General features: G+C 51.0%; 21 protein-coding genes, 3 tRNA genes and 3 rRNA genes. 8 read left to right on the top strand and 19 right to left on the bottom strand.

The annotated features are described in order from the left end of the window. Nucleotides 1-3 precede the first annotated feature (3 nt). The 4 genes from ilvM to ilvL form a co-directional block, all read right to left on the bottom strand. On the bottom strand, nucleotides 4-267 hold the full coding sequence (gene ilvM / locus QUE34_RS23085) for an acetolactate synthase 2 small subunit (RefSeq protein WP_000983255.1): 264 nt from the start codon (nucleotides 265-267) through the stop codon (nucleotides 4-6). Then, nucleotides 264-1,910, bottom strand: a complete 1,647-nt coding sequence (gene ilvG / locus QUE34_RS23080) for an acetolactate synthase 2 catalytic subunit (RefSeq protein ID WP_032304139.1) — start codon at nucleotides 1,908-1,910, stop codon at nucleotides 264-266. The genes ilvM and ilvG overlap by 4 nt, the downstream gene beginning before the upstream one ends. Before the next feature lie 2 nt (nucleotides 1,911-1,912). Then, the gene (gene ilvX / locus QUE34_RS23075) at nucleotides 1,913-1,963 is read right to left on the bottom strand and encodes a peptide IlvX (protein ID WP_001387183.1); all 51 of its coding nucleotides are present in this window, start codon (nucleotides 1,961-1,963) and stop codon (nucleotides 1,913-1,915) included. 86 nt (nucleotides 1,964-2,049) lie between these two features. Then, nucleotides 2,050-2,148: an ilv operon leader peptide gene (gene ilvL, locus QUE34_RS23070; RefSeq protein ID WP_001311244.1), complete on the bottom strand. Its 99-nt coding sequence runs from the start codon at nucleotides 2,146-2,148 to the stop codon at nucleotides 2,050-2,052. Nucleotides 2,149-2,500: 352 nt separating this feature from the next. Here ilvL and QUE34_RS23065 point away from each other — a divergent pair, with 352 nt between their 5' ends. Next, complete coding sequence (locus QUE34_RS23065) at nucleotides 2,501-4,021, top strand: YifB family Mg chelatase-like AAA ATPase (RefSeq protein ID WP_103253853.1); 1,521 nt, start codon at nucleotides 2,501-2,503, stop codon at nucleotides 4,019-4,021. 25 nt (nucleotides 4,022-4,046) lie between these two features. Here the strand turns inward: QUE34_RS23065 and maoP are convergent, their stop codons facing one another. Next, nucleotides 4,047-4,385, bottom strand: coding sequence for a macrodomain Ori organization protein MaoP (maoP, locus tag QUE34_RS23060; RefSeq protein ID WP_000841001.1), 339 nt, complete (start codon nucleotides 4,383-4,385; stop codon nucleotides 4,047-4,049). Nucleotides 4,386-4,503: 118 nt separating this feature from the next. Between maoP and hdfR the strand changes: the two genes are divergently transcribed. Beyond that, the gene (gene hdfR, locus QUE34_RS23055) at nucleotides 4,504-5,343 is read left to right on the top strand and encodes an HTH-type transcriptional regulator HdfR (protein WP_000379245.1); all 840 of its coding nucleotides are present in this window, start codon (nucleotides 4,504-4,506) and stop codon (nucleotides 5,341-5,343) included. A 95-nt stretch (nucleotides 5,344-5,438) separates the two neighbouring features. Here hdfR and QUE34_RS23050 read toward each other — a convergent pair. The 6 genes from QUE34_RS23050 to QUE34_RS23025 form a co-directional block, all read right to left on the bottom strand. Next, nucleotides 5,439-5,514: transfer RNA gene (locus tag QUE34_RS23050), tRNA-Trp, on the bottom strand. Between the two features lie 8 nt (nucleotides 5,515-5,522). Then, a tRNA-Asp gene (locus QUE34_RS23045) sits at nucleotides 5,523-5,599 on the bottom strand. Nucleotides 5,600-5,653: 54 nt separating this feature from the next. Next, nucleotides 5,654-5,769 (bottom strand): 5S ribosomal RNA (rrf, locus tag QUE34_RS23040). A gap of 95 nt (nucleotides 5,770-5,864) precedes the next feature. Further along, nucleotides 5,865-8,770, bottom strand: a 23S ribosomal RNA gene (locus QUE34_RS23035). 193 nt (nucleotides 8,771-8,963) lie between these two features. Further along, a tRNA-Glu gene (locus tag QUE34_RS23030) sits at nucleotides 8,964-9,039 on the bottom strand. A gap of 85 nt (nucleotides 9,040-9,124) precedes the next feature. After that, a 16S ribosomal RNA gene (locus QUE34_RS23025) occupies nucleotides 9,125-10,666 on the bottom strand. Together the 16S, 23S and 5S rRNA genes with 3 tRNA genes alongside form the textbook arrangement of a ribosomal RNA operon. A 480-nt stretch (nucleotides 10,667-11,146) precedes the next feature. Here QUE34_RS23025 and QUE34_RS23020 point away from each other — a divergent pair. Together QUE34_RS23020 and mdtD are read left to right on the top strand one after the other, a co-directional pair. Beyond that, nucleotides 11,147-11,839: a FadR/GntR family transcriptional regulator gene (locus QUE34_RS23020; protein WP_001131177.1), complete on the top strand. Its 693-nt coding sequence runs from the start codon at nucleotides 11,147-11,149 to the stop codon at nucleotides 11,837-11,839. Between the two features lie 22 nt (nucleotides 11,840-11,861). Then, nucleotides 11,862-13,289 (top strand): multidrug transporter subunit MdtD, encoded by a 1,428-nt coding sequence (mdtD, locus tag QUE34_RS23015; protein ID WP_001280843.1) that lies wholly within the window; start codon nucleotides 11,862-11,864, stop codon nucleotides 13,287-13,289. On the opposite strand, the gene rbsR is transcribed toward mdtD, so the two are convergent. From rbsR to kup, 7 genes are all read right to left on the bottom strand, one after another. Further along, on the bottom strand, nucleotides 13,255-14,247 hold the full coding sequence (gene rbsR, locus QUE34_RS23010) for a ribose operon transcriptional repressor RbsR (RefSeq protein ID WP_000224481.1): 993 nt from the start codon (nucleotides 14,245-14,247) through the stop codon (nucleotides 13,255-13,257). The two genes, mdtD and rbsR, sit on opposite strands and share 35 nt — an antisense overlap. 3 nt (nucleotides 14,248-14,250) lie before the next feature. Then, nucleotides 14,251-15,180 carry a ribokinase gene (gene rbsK, locus QUE34_RS23005; RefSeq protein ID WP_105268637.1) on the bottom strand — a complete coding sequence of 310 codons (930 nt, stop codon included), beginning with the start codon at nucleotides 15,178-15,180 and terminating at the stop codon, nucleotides 14,251-14,253. 125 nt (nucleotides 15,181-15,305) lie between these two features. Next, a complete protein-coding gene (rbsB, locus tag QUE34_RS23000) occupies nucleotides 15,306-16,196 on the bottom strand; it encodes a ribose ABC transporter substrate-binding protein RbsB (RefSeq protein ID WP_001056273.1) in 891 nt (296 codons plus the stop codon). Between the two features lie 24 nt (nucleotides 16,197-16,220). Next, nucleotides 16,221-17,186 (bottom strand): ribose ABC transporter permease, encoded by a 966-nt coding sequence (gene rbsC, locus QUE34_RS22995; RefSeq protein ID WP_105268623.1) that lies wholly within the window; start codon nucleotides 17,184-17,186, stop codon nucleotides 16,221-16,223. A gap of 4 nt (nucleotides 17,187-17,190) precedes the next feature. After that, nucleotides 17,191-18,696: a ribose ABC transporter ATP-binding protein RbsA gene (rbsA, locus tag QUE34_RS22990; protein WP_000387771.1), complete on the bottom strand. Its 1,506-nt coding sequence runs from the start codon at nucleotides 18,694-18,696 to the stop codon at nucleotides 17,191-17,193. A 7-nt stretch (nucleotides 18,697-18,703) separates the two neighbouring features. Further along, nucleotides 18,704-19,123 carry a D-ribose pyranase gene (rbsD, locus tag QUE34_RS22985; RefSeq protein ID WP_046081400.1) on the bottom strand — a complete coding sequence of 140 codons (420 nt, stop codon included), beginning with the start codon at nucleotides 19,121-19,123 and terminating at the stop codon, nucleotides 18,704-18,706. Nucleotides 19,124-19,289: 166 nt separating this feature from the next. Further along, nucleotides 19,290-21,158 (bottom strand): low affinity potassium transporter Kup, encoded by a 1,869-nt coding sequence (kup, locus tag QUE34_RS22980; RefSeq protein ID WP_000102319.1) that lies wholly within the window; start codon nucleotides 21,156-21,158, stop codon nucleotides 19,290-19,292. Nucleotides 21,159-21,380: 222 nt separating this feature from the next. Between kup and ravA the strand changes: the two genes are divergently transcribed. Both ravA and viaA read left to right on the top strand, forming a co-directional pair. Next, nucleotides 21,381-22,877, top strand: a complete 1,497-nt coding sequence (gene ravA, locus QUE34_RS22975; RefSeq protein WP_001353548.1) for an ATPase RavA — start codon at nucleotides 21,381-21,383, stop codon at nucleotides 22,875-22,877. After that, a complete protein-coding gene (viaA, locus tag QUE34_RS22970) occupies nucleotides 22,871-24,322 on the top strand; it encodes an ATPase RavA stimulator ViaA (protein WP_000956611.1) in 1,452 nt (483 codons plus the stop codon). The genes ravA and viaA overlap by 7 nt, the downstream gene beginning before the upstream one ends. Nucleotides 24,323-24,326: 4 nt before the next feature. Here viaA and asnA read toward each other — a convergent pair whose 3' ends face one another. Further along, the gene (asnA, locus tag QUE34_RS22965) at nucleotides 24,327-25,319 is read right to left on the bottom strand and encodes an aspartate--ammonia ligase (protein WP_000845098.1); all 993 of its coding nucleotides are present in this window, start codon (nucleotides 25,317-25,319) and stop codon (nucleotides 24,327-24,329) included. A gap of 151 nt (nucleotides 25,320-25,470) precedes the next feature. Here asnA and asnC point away from each other — a divergent pair, with 151 nt between their 5' ends. Both asnC and mioC read left to right on the top strand, forming a co-directional pair. Then, a complete protein-coding gene (gene asnC, locus QUE34_RS22960; protein WP_000432970.1) occupies nucleotides 25,471-25,929 on the top strand; it encodes a transcriptional regulator AsnC in 459 nt (152 codons plus the stop codon). An 89-nt stretch (nucleotides 25,930-26,018) separates the two neighbouring features. Continuing rightward, nucleotides 26,019-26,462 carry an FMN-binding protein MioC gene (gene mioC / locus QUE34_RS22955; RefSeq protein WP_000763742.1) on the top strand — a complete coding sequence of 148 codons (444 nt, stop codon included), beginning with the start codon at nucleotides 26,019-26,021 and terminating at the stop codon, nucleotides 26,460-26,462. Nucleotides 26,463-26,518 lie beyond the last annotated feature (56 nt).

Here is a 26,518-nt window from a genome sequence, read left to right as displayed (position 1 = left end):
CGCTCAGGCGCGGATTTGTTGTGATGTGGTTGTGCTCTGGCAGATGGCAACGTGTGCGACGTCCACCAGTTTATTTAACTGACTAAACAGTAAGTCGACCGACCGTGGGCTGGCAACGGTCAATTCGATATTTATATTTTGTGCATCGCTGGCGGCGGCCATATTCATTGAGCAGACGTGGAAACCACGATGACGCACCACGCGTAAAACACGTTCTAAGGTTTCCGGATTGAAGCGAGCCGATACATTGACCTGATGTTGCATCATGATAATTTCTCCAACATTTCTGAATTACTGGCGCCAGGCGGCACCAGCGGCCAGACGTTCTCAAGTTCGTCGATTGAGACATGAAGCAGGTATGGCCCATCACTGTTCAGCATGGTGTCGAGTGCCGCTTCAACCTGGTCTTTACGGGTGATGTGTTGGCCAGGGATGCCGAAGGCGCTGGCTAACATGAGGAAATCGGGATTATCGGTAAGGGTGGTTTCGCTATATCGTTCCTGGAAAAACAGTTGCTGCCATTGTCGAACCATCCCTAACCGTTGGTTATCGAGTAAGACGATTTTCAACGGTAACTGCTTGCGTTTTACGGTGCCCAGCTCTTGCACATTCATCATGAAAGAGCCGTCACCGGAGATACAGACGACGGTATCGTTCGGTCGCGCAACTTGCGCACCAACCGCTGCCGGTAAACCAAACCCCATGGTGCCTAATCCGCTTGAAGTGATGAAATTTTCCGGGCGAGTGTGGACGATGTGCTGCGCGGCCCACATCTGGTGCTGCCCTACATCTGTGGTTACTACACAATCTTCAGGTTTACGATCCGACAGTTGTTTTAACAACAACGGCGCGTAGATAGCATCACCGGGATGGTTGTAACGCCATGCATGTTCATCACGCAGCTGCGCGCAGTGTTGCTGCCAGTCATTGATATTTAACGGCTGCTGTAACGCAGGCAACAGCGTGTTTAAATCACCCTGCAATGCCACATGCGCCTGACGCAGCTTGTTCATTTCTGCCGGGTCGATATCCATATGGATAACACTGGCGTGTGGTGCGAAGGTGTTCAGTTTGCCAGTTACCCGGTCATCAAAACGTGCACCCACGGCGATCAACAAGTCGCATTCCTGCACCGCAAAGTTCGCCGCTTTGGTGCCGTGCATCCCCAGCATGCCCAGATAGTACGGATAATCCGCATCAACTGCGCCAAGTCCTTTCAGCGTGCAGGTGGCAGGCATTTTTGTGGCAGAGAGAAATTCACGCAAAGCCGAAACTGCCTGCGCCATGCCCACGCCACCGCCAACGTACAGCATCGGTTTTTGCGCTTTTGCCAGCATCTGACGCGCTTGCTCGACTTCGGCATGTGGGAAAGTCACTTCGTTTTCAACAGTGGTGAACCACGGTTCCAGATCGCCGCTGGCTAACTGGATATCTTTTGGGATATCGACCAAAACCGGACCGGGACGACCTGAGCTGGCGACGTCAAACGCTTCGGCCATGATACGCGGTAACTCTTCCAGTGATTGCACCAGGAAACTGTGCTTGGTGCAGGCTAACGACAACCCCAGAATATCCACCTCCTGAAATGCGTCAGTGCCGATAAACGGTGCGGATACCTGACCGGTGATAGCAACAACGGGGATGGAATCTAACAGCGCGTCCGCAAGCCCGGTTATCAGGTTGGTTGCACCAGGACCAGACGTGGCGATGCAAACGCCAGTTTTGCCGGTAGCACGGGCATAACCGATAGCCGCCATTGCTGCACCTTGCTCGTGTCGGCACAGCAAGTGTTCCACGCCACCGTCATACAATGCATCGTAAACCGGCATAATTGCGCCACCCGGATAACCGAAAACGGTGTTCACACCCTGTGCCCGCAACGCATGTACCACCCACTGTGCGCCATTCATAGTTAGTTCCCCGTCCTGAATCTTGAGAAACAGAATTTTGTGCTGTTATTCATTGTCTGCTCCTCAGTTATGTTTTTAAGGTCAAAAAAAACCCCCGGACCTTTCGGTGCGGGGGTCTTAGTTCGTTAAGGCTTGATCTCTAAGCCTTTCCTCGTCCAAGTGCAGCCCCGCACGGTGGGATAATAATCACCACCACGCTAATCACGACCAGGCTAATCACTCGTAGAAGGGCTGTCATTTTGTCTTTTCTTGCATCTTGTTCGAAGGAATGCCTAAAGAGTTACCATAGATTTTGCGAATAGCACAAGATATTTTTTGGCCGATTTTTATGATGCCTTTAATAATTTCAATAGAAATTGTTGTTTTTTAAAAAGAAAACAGTGAGTGAAAAAAATTCAATTTCAGTATGAATGTTGTTCCCTTCCTCGTAGTTAATCCTTTGTCCACTGCATTTTTGCGAGCATCGTTCCACCGCCAGAACAACTCAACTTCACTTGCACAAATAAACAGGAATCAGCCACTAAAATTCACGAATTAGCGGGCTACAGCAGCGATATCTTATGCACATAATGGCGACTCAAGGAGGGCTTATGTCACTGTCAATTGTTCATACCCGCGCAGCCCTGGGAGTAAATGCGCCCCCAATCACTGTTGAGGTACATATCAGTAAAGGTCTACCCGGCTTAACGATGGTGGGCTTACCAGAAACAACGGTAAAAGAAGCTCGCGATCGCGTGCGCAGCGCCATTATCAATAGCGGATATGAATATCCGGCGAAAAAAATCACCATCAACCTTGCTCCAGCCGATCTGCCAAAAGAAGGGGGACGATATGATTTACCTATCGCCATTGCGTTGCTGGCAGCCTCAGAACAGCTTACAGCCAATAAGTTAGATGAATATGAATTAGTCGGAGAACTGGCGCTTACAGGCGCTCTGCGTGGCGTTCCCGGCGCAATCTCCAGTGCAACTGAAGCCATTAAGTCGGGCAGAAAAATTATCGTCGCGAAAGATAACGAGGATGAAGTGGGGCTAATTAACGGTGAAGGATGCCTGATAGCCGATCATCTGCAGGCTGTCTGTGCGTTTCTGGAGGGTAAGCACGCTCTCGAACGCCCGAAACCAACTGATGCAGTATCCCGGGCGCTACAACATGATCTCAGTGATGTTGTCGGTCAGGAGCAAGGAAAGCGAGGACTGGAAATTACCGCAGCTGGCGGGCACAACCTTTTACTGATTGGACCGCCGGGAACAGGTAAAACAATGCTCGCCAGCCGTATTAATGGCCTGTTGCCAGATTTAAGCAATGAAGAGGCACTGGAGAGCGCTGCGATATTAAGTCTGGTAAATGCTGAATCAGTACAAAAACAATGGCGGCAGCGCCCGTTCCGCTCACCGCATCACAGTGCGTCGTTAACTGCGATGGTGGGCGGTGGTGCAATTCCAGGGCCTGGTGAAATTTCGCTGGCGCATAACGGCGTGCTTTTTCTTGATGAGCTACCTGAATTTGAACGGCGTACACTGGATGCCTTGCGAGAGCCGATTGAATCCGGGCAGATCCATCTTTCACGCACGCGAGCAAAAATAACCTATCCAGCCCGTTTCCAGCTTGTCGCGGCGATGAATCCCAGCCCTACCGGACATTATCAGGGAAACCATAACCGCTGCACACCAGAGCAAACGCTGCGTTATCTCAACCGACTCTCTGGTCCCTTTCTTGACCGATTCGACCTCTCACTGGAGATCCCACTACCGCCACCCGGTATTTTGAGTAAAGCGGTTGTTCAGGGGGAAAACAGCGCCACCGTTAAACAACGCGTAATGGCCGCCAGAGAGCGCCAATTTAAGCGGCAGAATAAACTGAATGCCTGGCTGGATAGTCCGGAAATACGCCAATTCTGCAAGCTTGAGAGCGAAGATGCGCAGTGGCTGGAAGAAACGCTGATCCATCTGGGGTTATCGATTCGTGCCTGGCAGCGGTTACTGAAAGTTGCACGAACCATTGCTGATATTGATCAGTCCGACATTATCACACGTCAGCATTTGCAGGAGGCAGTTAGCTATCGTGCCATTGACCGTTTGCTCATCCATCTGCAAAAACTACTGACATAAAAAAAAGGGCATTTCGCCCTTTTTATTAATCGTCAGAATCGGTGTAGTCTTCAGCACCTTCAACCTGCGGTTTACCGCCGGAAAGGGTGTGAAAACGTTTTGGACGCTTGATACGCGTCATATACTTGGACCACACGCGTTCTGCTTCTGTCACTGGCTCACGTTCGCCACGGCATACTGCTACGAAGAGTTTCTCTTCCTCGGTAACCGGCTCGCGTTTGCCGAGATCCAGCTCATTGAAGGCATAACCATGACGCTCAAGCAGTTGTGCCTCTTTGATGGTGAAATCACCATGACGAGAGAATCCACGTGGATAATGTTTATTGTCGAAATATCGATTAGTCGTCGTAAAGCTTTCCGCCATCCTGCACGCTCCTAATTCTTTGACCGAGCTAGTTATGGCGCGGAGTATTAGTTACGCTTGACAGAGTGTAAAACAAAACATTTAAATCATAACGACAAATAATTTTGCGGAGAGCACTGTGGATACGGAATTGTTAAAAACTTTCCTGGAAGTTAGCCGAACGCGTCACTTTGGTCGAGCAGCTGAATCGCTCTATCTGACCCAGTCAGCAGTGAGCTTTCGAATCAGACAACTGGAAAATCAACTGGGTGTGAACCTTTTCACCCGCCACAGAAACAATATCCGTTTAACCGCTGCCGGTGAAAAACTACTGCCTTACGCAGAAACGCTCATGAGCACCTGGCAGGCCGCCCGTAAGGAGGTGGCGCATACCTCACGACATAACGAGTTTTCTATCGGTGCCAGCGCCTCGTTGTGGGAATGTATGCTTAATCAGTGGCTGGGACGCTTGTATCAAAATCAGGATGCCCATACAGGTTTACAGTTCGAAGCGCGAATTGCCCAACGGCAGTCTCTGGTAAAACAGCTGCATGAACGCCAGCTTGATCTTCTTATTACTACTGAAGCACCCAAAATGGACGAATTTAGCAGTCAGTTGTTGGGGTATTTCACTTTAGCGCTTTATACCAGTGCCCCTTCTAAACTAAAGGGAGATCTAAACTATCTGCGATTAGAGTGGGGGCCAGATTTTCAACAGCATGAGGCAGGTTTGATCGGTGCTGACGAAGTTCCCATTCTGACAACGAGTTCAGCTGAACTGGCACAGCAACAGATTGCGATGCTTAATGGTTGCACCTGGCTACCAGTCAGCTGGGCGCGTAAAAAAGGCGGTCTGCATACCGTTGTCGATAGCACAACACTTTCACGGCCGCTTTATGCTATATGGCTGCAAAATAGCGATAAAAATGCGTTGATTCGTGATCTATTGAAAATTAACGTGCTGGATGAAGTGTATTAATCAAAATGACTGGCAAGGATGCCGGTGGAAGGATTTACTTCGGAGAGGGTTGGTACAGATAAAAAAAATCCTTAGCTTTCGCTAAGGATGATTTCTGGCAGGGGCGGAGAGACTCGAACTCCCAACACCCGGTTTTGGAGACCGGTGCTCTACCAATTGAACTACGCCCCTAATTAGGGTGGCGGAACGGACGGGACTCGAACCCGCGACCCCCTGCGTGACAGGCAGGTATTCTAACCGACTGAACTACCGCTCCACCGAATTCTTTTACAACCACCGGTTTTATGACCGGCTTACTGCTTAATTTGATGCCTGGCAGTTCCCTACTCTCGCATGGGGAGACCCCACACTACCATCGGCGCTACGGCGTTTCACTTCTGAGTTCGGCATGGGGTCAGGTGGGACCACCGCGCTAAGGCCGCCAGGCAAATTCTGTTTCATCAGACCGCTTCTGCGTTCTGATTTAATCTGTATCAGGCTGAAAATCTTCTCTCAATCCGCCAAAACATCTTCGGCGTTGTAAGGTTAAGCCTCACGGCTCATTAGTACCGGTTAGCTCAACGCATCGCTGCGCTTACACACCCGGCCTATCAACGTCGTCGTCTTCAACGTTCCTTCAGGACCCTTAAAGGGTCAGGGAGAACTCATCTCGGGGCAAGTTTCGTGCTTAGATGCTTTCAGCACTTATCTCTTCCGCATTTAGCTACCGGGCAGTGCCATTGGCATGACAACCCGAACACCAGTGATGCGTCCACTTCGGTCCTCTCGTACTAGGAGCAGCCCCCCTCAGTTCTCCAGCGCCCACGGCAGATAGGGACCGAACTGTCTCACGACGTTCTAAACCCAGCTCGCGTACCACTTTAAATGGCGAACAGCCATACCCTTGGGACCTACTTCAGCCCCAGGATGTGATGAGCCGACATCGAGGTGCCAAACACCGCCGTCGATATGAACTCTTGGGCGGTATCAGCCTGTTATCCCCGGAGTACCTTTTATCCGTTGAGCGATGGCCCTTCCATTCAGAACCACCGGATCACTATGACCTGCTTTCGCACCTGCTCGCGCCGTCACGCTCGCAGTCAAGCTGGCTTATGCCATTGCACTAACCTCCTGATGTCCGACCAGGATTAGCCAACCTTCGTGCTCCTCCGTTACTCTTTAGGAGGAGACCGCCCCAGTCAAACTACCCACCAGACACTGTCCGCAACCCCGATAAGGGGCCTACGTTAGAACATCAAACATTAAAGGGTGGTATTTCAAGGTCGGCTCCATGCAGACTGGCGTCCACACTTCAAAGCCTCCCACCTATCCTACACATCAAGGCTCAATGTTCAGTGTCAAGCTATAGTAAAGGTTCACGGGGTCTTTCCGTCTTGCCGCGGGTACACTGCATCTTCACAGCGAGTTCAATTTCACTGAGTCTCGGGTGGAGACAGCCTGGCCATCATTACGCCATTCGTGCAGGTCGGAACTTACCCGACAAGGAATTTCGCTACCTTAGGACCGTTATAGTTACGGCCGCCGTTTACCGGGGCTTCGATCAAGAGCTTCGCGTTACCGCTAACCCCATCAATTAACCTTCCGGCACCGGGCAGGCGTCACACCGTATACGTCCACTTTCGTGTTTGCACAGTGCTGTGTTTTTAATAAACAGTTGCAGCCAGCTGGTATCTTCGACTGATTTCAGCTCCACGAGCAAGTCGCTTCACCTACATATCAGCGTGCCTTCTCCCGAAGTTACGGCACCATTTTGCCTAGTTCCTTCACCCGAGTTCTCTCAAGCGCCTTGGTATTCTCTACCTGACCACCTGTGTCGGTTTGGGGTACGATTTGTTGTTACCTGATGCTTAGAGGCTTTTCCTGGAAGCAGGGCATTTGTTGCTTCAGCACCGTAGTGCCTCGTCATCACGCCTCAGCCTTGATTTTCCGGATTTGCCTGGAAAACCAGCCTACACGCTTAAACCGGGACAACCGTCGCCCGGCCAACATAGCCTTCTCCGTCCCCCCTTCGCAGTAACACCAAGTACAGGAATATTAACCTGTTTCCCATCGACTACGCCTTTCGGCCTCGCCTTAGGGGTCGACTCACCCTGCCCCGATTAACGTTGGACAGGAACCCTTGGTCTTCCGGCGAGCGGGCTTTTCACCCGCTTTATCGTTACTTATGTCAGCATTCGCACTTCTGATACCTCCAGCATACCTCACAGTACACCTTCGCAGGCTTACAGAACGCTCCCCTACCCAACAACGCATAAGCGTCGCTGCCGCAGCTTCGGTGCATGGTTTAGCCCCGTTACATCTTCCGCGCAGGCCGACTCGACCAGTGAGCTATTACGCTTTCTTTAAATGATGGCTGCTTCTAAGCCAACATCCTGGCTGTCTGGGCCTTCCCACATCGTTTCCCACTTAACCATGACTTTGGGACCTTAGCTGGCGGTCTGGGTTGTTTCCCTCTTCACGACGGACGTTAGCACCCGCCGTGTGTCTCCCGTGATAACATTCTCCGGTATTCGCAGTTTGCATCGGGTTGGTAAGTCGGGATGACCCCCTTGCCGAAACAGTGCTCTACCCCCGGAGATGAATTCACGAGGCGCTACCTAAATAGCTTTCGGGGAGAACCAGCTATCTCCCGGTTTGATTGGCCTTTCACCCCCAGCCACAAGTCATCCGCTAATTTTTCAACATTAGTCGGTTCGGTCCTCCAGTTAGTGTTACCCAACCTTCAACCTGCCCATGGCTAGATCACCGGGTTTCGGGTCTATACCCTGCAACTTAACGCCCAGTTAAGACTCGGTTTCCCTTCGGCTCCCCTATTCGGTTAACCTTGCTACAGAATATAAGTCGCTGACCCATTATACAAAAGGTACGCAGTCACACCCCAAAGGGTGCTCCCACTGCTTGTACGTACACGGTTTCAGGTTCTTTTTCACTCCCCTCGCCGGGGTTCTTTTCGCCTTTCCCTCACGGTACTGGTTCACTATCGGTCAGTCAGGAGTATTTAGCCTTGGAGGATGGTCCCCCCATATTCAGACAGGATACCACGTGTCCCGCCCTACTCATCGAGCTCACAGTATGTGCATTTTTGTGTACGGGGCTGTCACCCTGTATCGCGCGCCTTTCCAGACGCTTCCACTAACACACACACTGATTCAGGCTCTGGGCTGCTCCCCGTTCGCTCGCCGCTACTGGGGGAATCTCGGTTGATTTCTTTTCCTCGGGGTACTTAGATGTTTCAGTTCCCCCGGTTCGCCTCATTAACCTATGGATTCAGTTAATGATAGTGTGACGAATCACACTGGGTTTCCCCATTCGGAAATCGCCGGTTATAACGGTTCATATCACCTTACCGACGCTTATCGCAGATTAGCACGTCCTTCATCGCCTCTGACTGCCAGGGCATCCACCGTGTACGCTTAGTCGCTTAACCTCACAACCCGAAGATGTTTCTTGCGATTCATCATCGTGTTGCGAAAATTTGAGAGACTCACGAACAACTTTCGTTGTTCAGTGTTTCAATTTTCAGCTTGATCCAGATTTTTAAAGAGCAAATATCTCAAACATCACCCGAAGATGAGTTTTGAGATATTAAGGCAGGTGACTTTCACTCACAAACCAGCAAGTGGCGTCCCCTAGGGGATTCGAACCCCTGTTACCGCCGTGAAAGGGCGGTGTCCTGGGCCTCTAGACGAAGGGGACGTATCAGTCTGCTTCGCAAGACGCCTTGCTTTTCACTTTCTATCAGACAATCTGTGTGAGCACTGCAAAGAACAGTTCTTTCAGGTAAGGAGGTGATCCAACCGCAGGTTCCCCTACGGTTACCTTGTTACGACTTCACCCCAGTCATGAATCACAAAGTGGTAAGCGCCCTCCCGAAGGTTAAGCTACCTACTTCTTTTGCAACCCACTCCCATGGTGTGACGGGCGGTGTGTACAAGGCCCGGGAACGTATTCACCGTGGCATTCTGATCCACGATTACTAGCGATTCCGACTTCATGGAGTCGAGTTGCAGACTCCAATCCGGACTACGACGCACTTTATGAGGTCCGCTTGCTCTCGCGAGGTCGCTTCTCTTTGTATGCGCCATTGTAGCACGTGTGTAGCCCTGGTCGTAAGGGCCATGATGACTTGACGTCATCCCCACCTTCCTCCAGTTTATCACTGGCAGTCTCCTTTGAGTTCCCGGCCGGACCGCTGGCAACAAAGGATAAGGGTTGCGCTCGTTGCGGGACTTAACCCAACATTTCACAACACGAGCTGACGACAGCCATGCAGCACCTGTCTCACGGTTCCCGAAGGCACATTCTCATCTCTGAAAACTTCCGTGGATGTCAAGACCAGGTAAGGTTCTTCGCGTTGCATCGAATTAAACCACATGCTCCACCGCTTGTGCGGGCCCCCGTCAATTCATTTGAGTTTTAACCTTGCGGCCGTACTCCCCAGGCGGTCGACTTAACGCGTTAGCTCCGGAAGCCACGCCTCAAGGGCACAACCTCCAAGTCGACATCGTTTACGGCGTGGACTACCAGGGTATCTAATCCTGTTTGCTCCCCACGCTTTCGCACCTGAGCGTCAGTCTTCGTCCAGGGGGCCGCCTTCGCCACCGGTATTCCTCCAGATCTCTACGCATTTCACCGCTACACCTGGAATTCTACCCCCCTCTACGAGACTCAAGCTTGCCAGTATCAGATGCAGTTCCCAGGTTGAGCCCGGGGATTTCACATCTGACTTAACAAACCGCCTGCGTGCGCTTTACGCCCAGTAATTCCGATTAACGCTTGCACCCTCCGTATTACCGCGGCTGCTGGCACGGAGTTAGCCGGTGCTTCTTCTGCGGGTAACGTCAATGAGCAAAGGTATTAACTTTACTCCCTTCCTCCCCGCTGAAAGTACTTTACAACCCGAAGGCCTTCTTCATACACGCGGCATGGCTGCATCAGGCTTGCGCCCATTGTGCAATATTCCCCACTGCTGCCTCCCGTAGGAGTCTGGACCGTGTCTCAGTTCCAGTGTGGCTGGTCATCCTCTCAGACCAGCTAGGGATCGTCGCCTAGGTGAGCCGTTACCCCACCTACTAGCTAATCCCATCTGGGCACATCCGATGGCAAGAGGCCCGAAGGTCCCCCTCTTTGGTCTTGCGACGTTATGCGGTATTAGCTACCGTTTCCAGTAGTTATCCCCCTCCATCAGGCAGTTTCCCAGACATTACTCACCCGTCCGCCACTCGTCAGCAAAGCAGCAAGCTGCTTCCTGTTACCGTTCGACTTGCATGTGTTAGGCCTGCCGCCAGCGTTCAATCTGAGCCATGATCAAACTCTTCAATTTAAAAGTTTGATGCTCAAAGAATTAAACTTCGTAATGAATTACGTGTTCACTCTTGAGACTTGGTATTCATTTTTCGTCTTGCGACGTTAAGAATCCGTATCTTCGAGTGCCCACACAGATTGTCTGATAAATTGTTAAAGAGCAGTGCCGCTTCGCTTTTTCTCAGCGGCGCGGGGTGTGCATAATACGCTTTCCCGCTACAGAGTCAAGCATTTATTTTTGCTTTCTCTGCCGAAGTTCTCAGGAGAACTCCGCTGACCCGGCGGCGTGTTTGCCGTTGTTCCGTGTCAGTGGTGGCGCATTATAGGGAGTTATTCCGGCCTGACAAGAGGAAATTTAAAATAATTTTCCGACCGCGCATTTTTTCAGCAAAAGCCCCGTTAATGTGCCATAAAACAAGCAATTTGCCGTTTTTGCAACCGTAATCACACTTCCTGGTGGCATACTAAGGAGGAATAAAAAGAAAAAGGAAGATTAGTAATGCCTTTAAGCGCACAACAGTTAGCTGCACAGAAAAACCTTTCGTATGTTCTGGCTGAGAAGCTGGCGCAACGGATCTTAAAAGGTGAATATGAACCCGGCACCATTTTGCCTGGTGAGATTGAGCTGGGCGAGCAATTTGGAGTGAGTCGTACAGCGGTACGCGAAGCGGTTAAAACGTTAACGGCAAAAGGGATGGTTTTACCGCGACCACGAATTGGTACCCGGGTCATGCCACAATCAAACTGGAATTTTCTTGATCAGGAATTGCTTACCTGGTGGATGACAGAAGAGAACTTTCATCAGGTCATCGATCACTTTCTGGTTATGCGTATCTGTCTGGAGCCGCAAGCTTGCCTACTGGCTGCAACGGTTGGCACCGCGGAACAGAAGGCGCATCTCAATACGTTAATGGCCGAAATGGTGGCATTAAAAGAGAACTTTCGCCGTGAACGCTGGATTGAGGTCGATATGGCCTGGCATGAGCATATCTATGAAATGAGCGCCAATCCGTTTTTGACCTCATTCGCCTCGCTCTTCCATTCGGTTTATCACACTTACTTCACGTCAATTACCAGCGACACAGTGATAAAGCTGGATCTGCACCAGGCGATTGTTGATGCGATTATCCAAAGCGATGGCGACGCGGCATTTAAAGCTTGTCAGGCGCTGCTACGCTCACCTGATAAGTGACACCCCGATAACAGGACATTGAATGAGCGATAAAAAGAAGCGCAGTATGGCGGGTTTGCCGTGGATCGCGGCGATGGCCTTCTTCATGCAGGCACTTGATGCCACTATTCTGAATACCGCCTTACCCGCAATCGCTCATAGCCTTAATCGTTCTCCTCTCGCGATGCAATCAGCCATCATCAGTTACACGCTGACGGTGGCGATGCTTATTCCGGTAAGCGGATGGCTAGCCGATCGCTTCGGTACGCGTCGCATATTTACCCTTGCCGTGAGTCTGTTCACATTGGGTTCTCTGGCCTGCGCACTTTCTAACTCGCTACCACAGCTGGTTGTCTTCCGGGTTATTCAGGGGATAGGTGGCGCAATGATGATGCCTGTTGCTCGGCTGGCCTTACTGCGTGCTTATCCTCGTAATGAGCTTCTTCCTGTATTGAATTTTGTCGCCATGCCGGGTCTGGTGGGGCCAATTTTAGGCCCCGTACTTGGCGGCGTGCTGGTCACCTGGGCAACCTGGCACTGGATATTTTTAATCAATATCCCCATAGGTATTGCCGGCCTTCTTTACGCGCGCAAACATATGCCCAATTTCACCACCGCACGACGCAGATTCGATATCACTGGCTTTTTGCTGTTTGGCCTCAGCCTTGTTCTCTTCTCAAGCGGAATAGAGCTCTTCGGTGAAAAGATTGTCGCCAGTTGGATTGCCTTGACGGTAATTGTCACCAGCATCGGGTTACTGCTTCTCTATATTCTCCATGCACGACGCACGCTAAACCCATTAATTTCATTAGATTTATTTAAAACCCGCACTTTCTCGATCGGTATAGTAGGCAATATTGCAACCCGTCTGGGGACCGGCTGTGTACCGTTCCTTATGCCATTGATGTTACAGGTAGGATTTGGTTATCAGGCGTTTATTGCCGGCTGTATGATGGCACCGACAGCGTTAGGTTCCATTATTGCAAAATCGATGGTTACCCAAGTCTTACGTCGTCTGGGCTATCGCCATACGTTAGTGGGGATCACGGTAATTATTGGGCTAATGATCGCTCAGTTCTCTTTGCAATCACCAGCAATGGCGATATGGATGCTGATCTTGCCGTTGTTTATATTAGGGATGGCTATGTCGACGCAATTTACCGCGATGAATACCATCACACTTGCCGATCTGACCGATGACAACGCCAGCAGCGGTAACAGTGTTCTGGCGGTCACGCAGCAACTGTCTATCAGTTTAGGCGTTGCTGTAAGTGCGGCCGTCCTTCGCGTTTATGAAGGGATGGAAGGCACAACGACTGTCGAACAATTCCACTATACGTTTATCACAATGGGCATTATTACTGTTGCTTCAGCAGCAATGTTCATGCTTCTGAAAACAACCGATGGTAATAATTTGATCAAAAGACAGCGTAAATCTAAGCCGAACCGCGTTCCATCAGAATCGGAGTAAGTTGTAATCGTTGTTGCTGAAGGGTCGGTTGGGTTATCCGATGGATGAGTACATCAATCGCCAGCTCCCCCAGTTCATCTTTCGGTTGATGGATAGTGGTTAATGGTGGCGTCATAAAGCTTGCCAGTTCGATATCGTCATAGCCAATCACCGCGATATCCTGCGGAACCTGTAACTCTGCCTGATATAGCGCCTGGTAAACGCCAACAGCCATAGCGTCATTTCCGGTAAAGACGGCCTGAGGACGCAGCGGATGTGATAACAGTTGGCGCATAGCGTCAAACCCGCCGTTAAATTCAAAATCACCAGTGACTTCATAGCCATCAGGAATGTTGAGACCCGCACGTTTCATCGCCGCCCGATAACCTTCCAACCGCAGGCGCGCCGGAGTTTTATCCAGCGGGCCGGTAATACAGGCGATACGGGTATGACCTTTATCGATCAGATATTGCGTTGCTAAGTCTCCGCCCAGCAACGAATTATCCTGAATGAGATCGCTGTCGCCATCGAATGGTGCCCAGTCCATCATCACGGTAGGCACTGTCGGATAACGTTGCATGATTTCACGCGAAGGCTGATGCGTTTCGGTGCACAGTAACAGCAAGCCATCAACGCGCTTTTGCATCAGCGTTTCCAGATTACGATTCATCCGCTGCTCATCGCCTTCGGTATTGCAAAGAACAAGACTATAGCCGCGCTCGAAGCAGCTGCGTTCAACGCCACGCACCAGTTCAGAATAAAAAGGATTGGTACTGGCAGTAATCAACATGCCAATGGTTCGAGTCTGATTGAGCTTGAGGCTACGCGCCAGAGCTGATGGCGCGTAATTGAGTTCTTTAATTGCCGCTTCAACTTTGGCAGTAATCGCTTCACTGACGAAGCGATCTTTATTGATGACGTGAGAAACTGTTGAGGTAGAAACGCCCGCCAGGCGGGCAACATCTTTCATTGTAGCCAAGCGTCACCTCTGCCTGTCTAAAAATGCGTCGATCTCTTCACGCCATGGAACGGAAGGTTGTGCGCCTTTGCGCGTTACAGCAATCGCTGCGGCGGCATGAGCAAAACGAATCGCCTCCGGCAACGGTTTTTCTTCCAGCAACGCCGTGATTAACGCGCCGTTAAAAGTATCTCCGGCAGCAATGGTATCGACAGCCTGCACCCGGAATCCAGGAACGCGCTGACCTTCACCATTCACGCTAGCCCATACACCACGACTTCCTAAAGTAATCAGTACAGTACGGATACCTTTTTCATGCAGTACCTGCGCCGCTTTCGCTGCATCTTCATCATTTTCAACACGAATATCGGTGAGCTTTTCTGCTTCCGTTTCGTTTGGCGTAATAATGTCCACCAGCGCCAGCAGTTCGTCAGGAAGTTCGCGAGCCGGAGCCGGGTTAAGCGCAACGATAGTCTTATTTTGATGGGCGATTTTCGCCGCTGCCATCACACTTTCGAGTGGTGATTCCAGCTGCATTAATAATGCCGATGCGTTAGCAATACGCTCACGTTGCGCCTCCACCAGCGCAGGGGAAAGGGCTGCGTTAGCGCCGGCATGAATACCAATGACATTCTCACCTTCGCCATTAACAAAAATCAGCGCCACACCTGTTGATTCGCCTTTGATCACGCTGACCGGAGAAATATCGATGTTATCAGTAGCGAGCTGCTGGCGAACGTTCTCACCAATGCTGTCATCACCCGTACAGGCAATAAACGCGATATTCGCACCGCTACGCCCAGCAGCCACAGCCTGATTCGCGCCTTTGCCGCCAAATGCAACCTGATAGTGGTTACCGGTTACGGTTTCGCCTGGAGTAGGAAAAGATTGAAGATTAAGAATGTGGTCAGCATTAATGCTGCCAAGAACAACGAGGCTGCCTGCGTTTTGCATATTCGGGATGTCCATAAAATGCGCCACCGTGTTAGGGTGGCGCGTGCCCTGCTTTTCTTTATATTACACGTTCATCTGTCGATGACGTATTTGTGTCACCATCAGGTCATACAACCTGATTAAAACTACTGCTTAACAACCAGTTTCAGATCAACCGGATACTTAGCCTGAACTTTCTCGCCTTTCAGCACTTTATCGGCGGTTTCGACGCCTTTCGCGCCAATCTGATCGGGTAGCTGAGCGATAGTCGCTGCTAGTTTGCCATCATTCACCGCTTTTTCGCCATCCGGTGTACCGTCAAATCCGACGACCATCACATCCGATTTACCGGCAGTTTGCAGTGCGCGCAGCGCGCCCAGCGCCATTTCATCATTCTGCGCGAACACAGCCTGAACATCCGGATGAGCGGTCAACAGGTTCTGCATTACGTTCAAACCTTTGGTGCGGTCAAAGTCCGCTGGCTGGCTGGCAAGAACATTAAACTTGTGAGCAGCAACGGCCTGCTGGAAACCTTCGCCACGCTCACGGGCTGCGGAGGTACCGGCAATGCCTTGCAGCTCGATAACTTTGGCACCTTCACCCGCTTTCTTCGCGATATAATCACCCGCGATTTTGCCGCCCAGTACGTTATCAGAAGCAATGTGGCTCACCACTTCACCTTTCGTGGCCTGGCGGTCAAGAGTGATAACCGGGATGTTCGCCTGGTTAGCCATCTTCACAGCATTACCCACTGCGTCGGAGTCGGTCGGGTTAATCAGCAGAATTTTGGTGCCGCGAACAGTTAAGTCCTGCACGTTCGCCAGCTCTTTCGCCGGGTTGTTCTGGGAGTCCAGCACCACCAGGTTATAGCCGAGTTTATCCGCCTCTTTCTGCGCGCCATCTTTCAGCGATACAAAGAACGGGTTGTTAAGCGTGGAAACCACCAGCGCGATGGTGTCTTTTGCCATCGCATTCGCACTGACGGTGGCGCTTAGCGCAACAGCGGAAACCAGGGTAGCCAGTTTTTTCATGTTCATATTCAAGATGTCCTGTAGTCGTTATTACTGTTTTTTGTTGTCTACCAGCACCGCCAGCAAAATCACCACCGCTTTGACGATCATCTGGTAACAGGAGGAAACACCTAACAAATTCAATCCATTATTAAGGAAGCCAAGAATTAATGCACCGATCAACGTCCCAACAATGCGACCTTTTCCGCCCGCCAGACTCGTACCGCCCAGAACCACCGCAGCAATAGCATCCAGCTCATAGCCAGTCCCCGCCGTGGGTTGTGCGGAGGAGAGACGCGCCACTTCAATGATCCCGGCCAGCGATGCCAGCAGACCACAAAGAGAATAGACGATGATTTTGATTTTATTGACGTTGATACCAGAAAGACGCGTTGCCGCTTCGTTGCCGCCCAGCGCGTAGATGTAACGCCCCAGACGCGTGTGATGCAGCATGTACCAGGCCGCGAAGAAGACAATTCCCATGATCCAGACTGGCGTAGGTACGCCCAGCGGACGACCAATACCAAACCAGCCAAACAGATCGGCGTTCTCAGTAAAGCCGGTATTCACTGGGCTACCGTTGGTATAAACCATGGTCACGCCGCGCAGTAAAAGCATCATAACCAGCGTAGCGATAAACGCCTGGACGCGACCTTTCGCTACAATCACCCCGGTTACCGCACCAATTGCAGCACCTAATGCGAGAGCGGCAGCGACAGCCACCAGCGCATTGACTTCAATGCCGACGATAGATGCAGCCACTGCGCCGGTCAGCGCCAACAGAGAACCTACCGACAAATCGATGCCCGACGTCAGGATCACCAGCGTCATCCCGACCGCCATAATGGCGTTCACCGAGGTTTGCTGGAGAATATTGAATAAGTTATTGATGGTGAAAAAGTTCGGGCTTAACGTCGAGACAATCGCGATCAGCACCAGCAGAGCGATAAGCGATTTCTGCTCCATCAGCCACGCTTTCGTGAAATAACGGCGACCAGAGACAGTCTGGGTTGTCATTTTTTTACTCCTGATTCACGCGATTAAGCTTGCCCACAGCGGCAGCCATTAACACTTCCTGGGTGGCCTGCTCACGAGTAAATTCCCCGCTGAGATGCCCTTCATGCATGACGATGATGCGATCGCTCATGCCTAATACTTCTGGCATCTCCGATGACACCAGAATGATGCTCAAGCCATCGGCTTTGAACTGGTTAATCAGTTGATAGATCTCTTTTTTCGCGCCGACATCTACGCCACGGGTAGGCTCATCGAGGATCAACACTTTGGGGCGTGTCATCAGACCACGGGCAATCGCCACTTTTTGCTGATTGCCACCGGAAAGCAGACCAATTGCCTGTTCCATCGACGGCGTTTTCACATTAAACAGACGAATGAAATCACTTACTGCCTGCTGTTCATCGGCATGCTTCAAACTGCCACCAGTACGGCTGAAGTAGCGCAGCGCGGTCAGCGACATATTCTCTTTTACTGACATGCCCAGCACCAAACCGTCGCGTTTACGGTCTTCGGAGATATACACAATGCCGTTTGCCAGGCCATCCTGCGGTGAACGGGTAACAACTTCATGCCCATCCAGGGTGACGTAACCGCTGGTGCGCGGCAGTGCGCCGTAGAGCACTTTCATCAGTTCGGTACGCCCAGCGCCCATCAAACCAGAGACGCCAAGAATTTCGCCTTTGCGTAAAGTAAAAGAGACATCGTTAACGCCAGGTCCGCAGAGATTATCGACTTTCAGGCGAATATCTCCTGGCGCTTTGTCCAGGTGCGGATATTGATCTTCCAGCTTGCGGCCCACCATCATCTCAATCAGCGAATCTTCGGTCAGTGATGCTACTTCACGCTCAGCAATAAATTGCCCATCACGAAAAACGGTAACGTCATCGCAAATCTCGAAGATTTCTTTCATGCGGTGGGAAATATAGACAATACCGCGGCCTTGCGATTTCAGCTCGCGGATGACGCGGAACAAGGATTCGGTTTCGGTATCGGTCAGTGCATCGGTCGGTTCATCCATAATGATGACTTTCGACTCAAAGCTCAGCACTTTTGCAATTTCAACCATTTGCTGGTCACCGATGGAAAGATCGCCCACCAGCTTGTCGCTTTTAAAGCGCAGGTTAAGTTTAGCCAGCAATTTATCCGCTTCGGCATACATGGTTTTCCAGTCAATTTTGCCAAAGCGATTAACAAACTCACGACCGAGGAAAATGTTTTCGGCAATGGTCAACTGCGGGATCAGGTTCAGTTCCTGATGGATAATCCCAATCCCGGCTTCCTGGGAAGATTTCGGCCCGGTAAACGTCGTTTCTTTCCCCAGCCATAAAAGCGTACCGGCATCGCGAGTATAGATACCCGTAAGCACTTTCATCATGGTGGATTTACCCGCACCGTTTTCGCCCACCAGCGCCATCACGCGGCCAGGATAGACATTTAACGCTGCGCCCGAGAGGGCTTTTACGCCCGGGAAGGCTTTATCGATGCCTTTAAGCTGAAGTAATGCTTCCATGACGGCCTCAGAACGTCACGCCAGCACAGAGAATGATATTCGCATACGGAGAACATTCTCCGCTGCGAATTACCGCCTGACTTTCTGCGGTTAGTTGTTTGAATTGTTCATGCGTGGTGTAACGAATTTCAATGGTATTTCCCTGGTGTTGTTGCAGCTGCTCAAGGTGAGTGAGCAACGTTTCGTGGAGTTGCGGATTATGTTGTTTGATCTCTTCCGCGATAATGGCAGCCTCAACCTGCATTTCATTTGTGACGACGCCCAGCACCTGCATAAAAGAAGGTACACCCTGGGTTAATGCCATATCGATACGCGTTGTACTTTTGGGGATAGGTAAACCTGCATCACACACCACCAGCGTATCGGTATGTCCCAGTCGGGAGATCACCGATGAAATATCAGAATTAAGAACGGTGCCTTTTTTCATTTTTTTCTCCATCAGCGAAACGTTTCGCTGACCCGCAGTTTAATCCTGACTGAGTTGGGAAAACCATCGTGACGTTACGGAAATGTGATCAACCTCGAAACGTTTTACATGGTGATTAACCATGAAAACAAAAACGCCCCCTTATGGAGAAAGGAGGCGTCTGGCGTTAGATTTCGACCTGAGTACCCAGTTCGATAACCCTGTTTGGTGGGATTTCAAATTGATCCGGCGCACGCAGCGCATTACGTTGCAGCAGCAAGTACAGCTTGCCGCGCAGACGCAAATACCACGGGCGTTTGCCGAGGATCAACGACTCATGCGACATAAAGAAGGAGGTTTCCATCATCCGGCAACTTAACCCTTCCAGACCACAGCGGTGGAAAACTTCTTCCACGTTTGGCGTTTCCCGCCATCCATAACTTGCCACCACGCGCCAGAAAGTGGGCGACAGTTGTTCAATCTGTACCCGACGGACGTTATGGACATAAGGCGCGTCTTCGGTGCGCAGAGTTAACAGAATCACCCGCTCATGCAATACCTTGTTATGTTTAAGGTTATGCATCAGCGCAAAGGGAATGACGTTGATTGCACGTGACATATACACCGCGGTCCCAGGCACGCGAACGGGCGGTGATTTCTCCAGCGAAGCAATCATCGCCTCCAGAGAGTTGCCATGTTCATGCATCCGCCGCAGCAAGCGGAAACGCTCGCTCTTCCAGGTGGTCATCACGATAAACATCACCGTACCGAGGCTCAATGGCAACCAGCCGCCGGAGAGCAGTTTATCGAGGTTAGCGGTGAACAATGGAATATCGACACAAAGGAAAGCAATCAGGATCAGCGCAACAAAATACTTATTCCAGTGCCAGTTCTGACGTGCCACGGTAGTCGAGAGAATAGATGTCAGCACCATGGTTCCGGTCACCGCAATCCCGTACGCCGCCGCCAGGTTGCTGGAGTGCTCAAAGCTGACGATCACAATCACGACCGCGACATAGAGCATCCAGTTCACAAACGGAATATAGATTTGCCCTGACTCCATTTCGGAGGTGTGAATAATGCGCATCGGCGACAAATATCCCAGACGTACGGCCTGACGCGTCAATGAGAAGACGCCAGAGATAACTGCCTGCGAGGCAATTACCGTCGCCAGTGCGGCGATGATCAGCAGCGGGATCAGCGCCCAGTCCGGTGCCAACAGGAAGAACGGGTTCTTAATCGCTTCCGGGTTCTTTAACAACAGAGCGCCCTGGCCAAAGTAATTAAGAGTTAATGAAGGCAATACGACGGTGAACCACGCCAGGCGAATCGGGAACTTACCAAAGTGCCCCATATCAGCGTACAGCGCCTCGACACCGGTAATCGACAGCACCACTGCCCCTAACGCAATAAACGAAACCGTTTTGTATTCAAGGAAGAAATGCACCGCCCACATCGGATTCAGCGCATGCAGCACTTCCGGGTTAGCAATAATGCTACGTAACCCCAGCCCTGCCAGAATCAAAAACCAGGTCAGCATGATCGGCGCAAACAGCTTACCGACCATAGCCGTGCCATGTTTTTGAATCATAAATAATAAAGTGAGAACGATAATTGAGAGGGGAACTATCCAGGTATCCAGCTGCGGGGCGACGATTTCCAGACCTTCAATGGCAGACATCACCGAAATAGCGGGTGTTATGACGACTTCACCATAGAAAAAGCTGCCGCCGATTAGCCCCATAATCACCAGCATTGATGTGGTTCGCGCCGACGTATTACGCCCGGCAAGCGACATCAACGTCAGGATCCCCCCTTCACCGGCGTTATCTGCCCGCATCACGAAGGTGAGATATTTAATGGAAACCACAAAGATTAGCAGCCAGAAGATCAGCGATAAAAAGCCAAACACGGCATCGCGTTCAACGCCAAAACCAAACTGGCCGGACAAACATTCACGAAGTGTATATAACGGGCTGGTACCAATATCGCCGTAGACAACTCCAATCGCCGCGAGGGTAATCGCGGGCAATGATTGCTTATTATCAGTGCTCATAGACTAGTCTTTCGTTGAAATATGAAATGTGTGCTTAGTCCCTTGGCCCACAAAAAAGCGCACAGTATGCACGATTAACGGCAAAATCGTACTCCTAAATGCGGCCACATTAACCTGGCTCAAAGAAAAATAACCCCCCTTTGAGACTATTTTAGCCACCAGCAAGAAACGTCTATACTCGCAATTTACGCAGAACTTTTGACGAAAGGACGCCACTTCATTATGGCTCACCCTCATTTATTAGCGGAAAGAATTTCCCGCCTGAGCAGTTCGTTGGAAAAGGGGCTTTATGAACGTAGCCACGCCATCCGCTTGTGTTTATTAGCGGCATTAAGTGGTGAAAGTGTGTTCCTCCTTGGCCCGCCAGGCATTGCCAAAAGTTTGATCGCTCGGCGCTTAAAATTCGCCTTTCAGAATGCCCGCGCGTTTGAATATCTGATGACCCGCTTCTCCACGCCGGAAGAGGTTTTTGGTCCCCTTTCTATTCAGGCGCTAAAAGATGAAGGGCGCTATGAACGTTTAACCAGCGGTTACCTGCCGGAAGCAGAAATCGTCTTTCTGGATGAGATCTGGAAAGCGGGCCCGGCAATTCTTAATACCTTGCTCACCGCCATTAACGAGCGCCAGTTCCGCAACGGTGCACACGTAGAAAAAATCCCGATGCGTCTGCTGGTGGCGGCCTCCAACGAGCTGCCGGAAGCAGACAGCAGTCTGGAAGCGTTATATGACCGCATGCTGATTCGTCTGTGGTTAGATAAAGTGCAGGATAAAGCGAATTTCCGCTCCATGCTGACCAGTCAACAGGATGAAAATGACAATCCGGTTCCTGCCTCCTTGCAGGTCACAGATGAAGAATATGAACGCTGGCAGAAAGAGATTGGTGAAATTACGCTGCCCGATCATGTATTTGAGCTGATTTTTATGCTGCGCCAGCAACTGGATAAATTACCGGATGCGCCTTATGTCTCGGATCGTCGCTGGAAAAAAGCGATCCGCTTATTGCAGGCCAGCGCCTTTTTTAGCGGTCGCAGTGCTGTTGCCCCGGTAGATCTCATTTTGCTGAAAGATTGCCTGTGGTATGACGCGCAAAGCCTGAATTTGATACAACAACAAATTGATGTATTGATGACCGGTCATGCCTGGCAACAGCAAGGGATGTTGACCCGCCTGGGCGCGATTGTGCAACGTCACCTGCAACTACAGCAGCAACAAAGCGATAAAACAGCCTTAACGGTAATTCGTCTGGGCGGCATTTTCAGCCGTCGTCAGCAGTATCAACTCCCTGTTAACGTTACTGCTTCCACTCTGACTCTGCTGCTGCAAAAACCGTTAAAACTGCATGATATGGAAGTGGTTCATATCTCCTTTGAGCGTAGCGCGCTGGAACAGTGGCTGAGCAGAGGTGGTGAAATTCGCGGCAAACTGAACGGTATCGGCTTTGCCCAGAAATTGAATCTGGAAGTTGATAGCGCCCAACATCTTGTCGTACGCGATGTAAGTTTACAAGGCAGTACGCTGGCACTTCCCGGTTCATCTGCTGAAGGTCTGCCAGGTGAAATAAAACAACAACTGGAAGAGCTTGAAAGCGACTGGCGCAAGCAACACGCTTTATTCAGCGAACAGCAAAAATGTCTGTTTATCCCTGGCGACTGGTTAGGTCGCATTGAAGCCAGCCTACAGGATGTCGGCACCCAGATTCGCCAGGCACAACAATGCTAACGCTGGATACGCTTAATGTGATGCTGGCCGTCAGCGAAGAGGGATTGATCGAAGAGATGATCATCGCGCTGCTGGCCTCACCGCAGCTGGCAGTCTTCTTTGAAAAATTCCCACGACTGAAGGCGGCAATCACTGATGATGTTCCCCGCTGGCGTGAGGCACTGCGCAGTCGGCTGAAAGATGCCCGAGTCCCGCCGGAACTCACCGAAGAGGTGATGTGCTATCAGGAAAGCCAGCTCCTCTCCACGCCGCAGTTTATTGTGCAGCTACCACAGATCCTGGACTTACTGCATCGTCTGAATTCCCCATGGGCAGAACAAGCCCGACAGTTGGTTGATGCTAACAGCACGATCACTTCAGCGTTACACACACTTTTTCTCCAGCGTTGGCGTTTAAGTCTGATCGTGCAAGCAACGACGTTAAATCAACAGCTATTAGAAGAAGAACGCGAACAACTGTTGAGTGAAGTTCAGGAACGCATGACGCTGAGCGGGCAACTTGAACCGATTCTCGCAGATAACAATACCGCAGCTGGTCGTCTGTGGGATATGAGCGCCGGTCAGCTTAAACGTGGTGACTATCAGTTGATTGTGAAATACGGTGAATTTCTTAACGAACAGCCGGAACTGAAACGCCTGGCAGAACAGTTGGGGCGTTCCCGGGAAGCCAAATCAATACCGCGCAACGATGCGCAGATGGAAACCTTCCGCACCATGGTGCGCGAACCGGCGACAGTTCCTGAGCAGGTTGATGGTCTGCAACAAAGCGACGATATTTTACGTCTCCTGCCGCCAGAACTGGCGACACTGGGGATAACGGAACTGGAGTATGAGTTTTACCGTCGGCTGGTGGAAAAACAGTTGCTCACCTATCGCCTGCACGGTGAGTCGTGGCGTGAAAAAGTTATCGAACGCCCGGTAGTCCATAAAGATTACGACGAACAGCCGCGCGGACCGTTTATTGTCTGCGTGGATACTTCCGGCTCAATGGGCGGCTTTAATGAACAGTGTGCGAAAGCGTTCTGCCTGGCCTTGATGCGCATTGCTCTCGCTGAAAACCGGCGCTGCTATATTATGCTATTTTCCACCGAGATCGTCCGTTATGAGCTTTCAGGCCCACAAGGTATTGAGCAAGCGATCCGCTTTTTAAGTCAGCAGTTTCGTGGTGGCACCGATCTTGCCAGTTGTTTTCGCGCCATTATGGAACGCTTGCAAAGTCGGGAGTGGTTTGACGCCGATGCGGTGGTGATTTCTGATTTTATCGCCCAGCGGTTGCCTGACGACGTGACGAGCAAAGTGAAAGAGTTGCAGCGGGTACATCAGCATCGCTTTCATGCCGTGGCGATGTCGGCACATGGCAAACCCGGCATCATGCGCATTTTCGATCATATCTGGCGCTTTGATACCGGGATGCGAAGCCGCCTGCTCAGACGCTGGCGGCGATAAACAATTACAGCAGAGAAGGGACGCTCTCGCGAACAGCTGCCGGCCATACACCACACTGAACCTGGCCGATATGTGGCAGTTGCAGCAGCAGCATGGTCAAACGAGACTGCCCGATACCGCCGCCGATGGTCTGCGGCATTTCACCGCGCAGCAGCGCCTGATGCCACTCCAGCTGCAGACGATCTTCATCACCGGTCAGCGCCAGCTGATGTTTCAACGTATCGGCATCCACGCGGATCCCCATGGAAGAAAGCTCAAACGCATCTTCCAGTACCGGGTTCCATACCAGAATATCGCCGTTCAGACCCGCATGGCCCAGCTCTGACGGGGTGCTCCAGTCATCATAATCCGGTGCGCGTACGTCGTGACGATGACCATCACTCAACTTGCCGCCAATCCCGACGAGGAATACCGCGCCAAGATCTTTCGCAATCGCCCGCTCACGTCCTTTGGCATCGAGATCCGGATAACGAGCCAGTAACTCCTGGCTGTGTACGAAGTGGATCTGATCCGGCAGGAACGGTGCCAGGCCAAACTCTTCGCTAACTGCAGCTTCGGTTGCTTTAATTCCCGCCCAGATCGCCTCTACCGTGCTTTTCAGAGTCGAGAATTGACGCTCGCCGTCGCCCATTACGCGTTCCCAGTCCCACTGGTCAACATAGACCGAGTGCAACGGGGAAAGACGGTCTTCATCGGGGCGAAGGGCTTTCATGTGCGTGTACAGCCCTTCGCCCGCGCTGAAGTCGTGTTGCCCTAAGGTCTGACGTTTCCATTTCGCCAGTGAATGAACCACTTCGAACTGGGCATCAGGCAGAGCTTTCACTTTTACCTGTACCGCTTTTTCACAGCCCGACAAGTTATCCTGCGTGCCATCCCCCACACGGCTAAGAATCGGCGCCTGGACTTCGATCAGCCCCAGACGTTCTTCCAGTTGACGAGAAAAGTGAGATTTCACGAAGCTAATTTGGCGTTGTTTGGCAATGTAAGCGGTTTTCATTTTTTATACTCCTGCGTCCTGTTGCTTATGATTAAGCAACAAAAACCGACACACATGCAATAATCATTCAATAAAAAGCCTAACTCACTTTTGATTCATTAAAAAAGAAGGCTAAAATAGAATGAATCATCAATCCGCATAAGAAAATCCTATGGAAAATTATCTGATCGACAATCTGGACCGTGGCATCCTGGAAGCATTAATGGGCAATGCGCGCACCGCTTACGCCGAACTGGCGAAACAATTTGGCGTCAGTCCGGGGACGATTCACGTTCGAGTAGAGAAAATGAAGCAGGCGGGGATCATTACCGGGGCGCGTATTGATGTCAGCCCGAAGCAGCTCGGTTATGACGTAGGCTGCTTTATCGGCATTATATTAAAGAGCGCCAAAGACTATCCTTCCGCGCTGGCAAAGCTGGAAAGCCTCGATGAAGTCACTGAAGCCTATTACACAACCGGCCACTACAGCATCTTTATAAAAGTGATGTGCCGTTCGATCGATGCTCTCCAGCATGTACTTATCAACAAGATCCAAACAATTGATGAAATTCAGTCCACCGAGACACTGATCGTCCTGCAGAACCCGATCATGCGTACCATTAAGCCCTGATCGGCTTTTTTAATCCCATACTTTTCCACAGGTAGATCCCAACGCGTTCACAGCGTACAATACGCCACTCTTAATAAAGGTGGCGGTTTATGGCAGATATCACTCTTATCAGCGGCAGCACCCTCGGCGGTGCCGAATATGTAGCAGAACACCTGGCTGAAAAGCTGGAAGAGGCGGGTTTTACCACCGAAACGCTGCACGGTCCGCTGTTGGAAGATTTATCTGCCTCGGGGATCTGGCTGGTTATCAGCTCAACCCACGGTGCCGGAGATATTCCGGACAACCTTTCTCCTTTCTATGAAGCATTGCAGGAACAGAAGCCCGATCTTTCTGCGGTCCGCTTTGGCGCAATCGGTATTGGTAGTCGTGAATATGACACCTTTTGTGGGGCTATCGATAAACTCGAGGCAGAACTCAAAAATTCCGGTGCAAAACAGACAGGCGAAACACTGAAGATCAACATCCTTGATCACGACATTCCGGAAGATCCGGCAGAAGAATGGCTGGGATCGTGGATTAATTTACTCAAATAAGTATACAGATCGTGCGATTTACTGTGGATAACTCTGTCAGGAAGCTTGGATCAACC

Source organism: Escherichia sp. KS167_9B (assembly GCF_030295215.1).
Classification (GTDB): domain Bacteria; phylum Pseudomonadota; class Gammaproteobacteria; order Enterobacterales; family Enterobacteriaceae; genus Escherichia; species Escherichia coli_F.
This window is presented reverse-complemented; position numbering and strand designations above follow the sequence as displayed.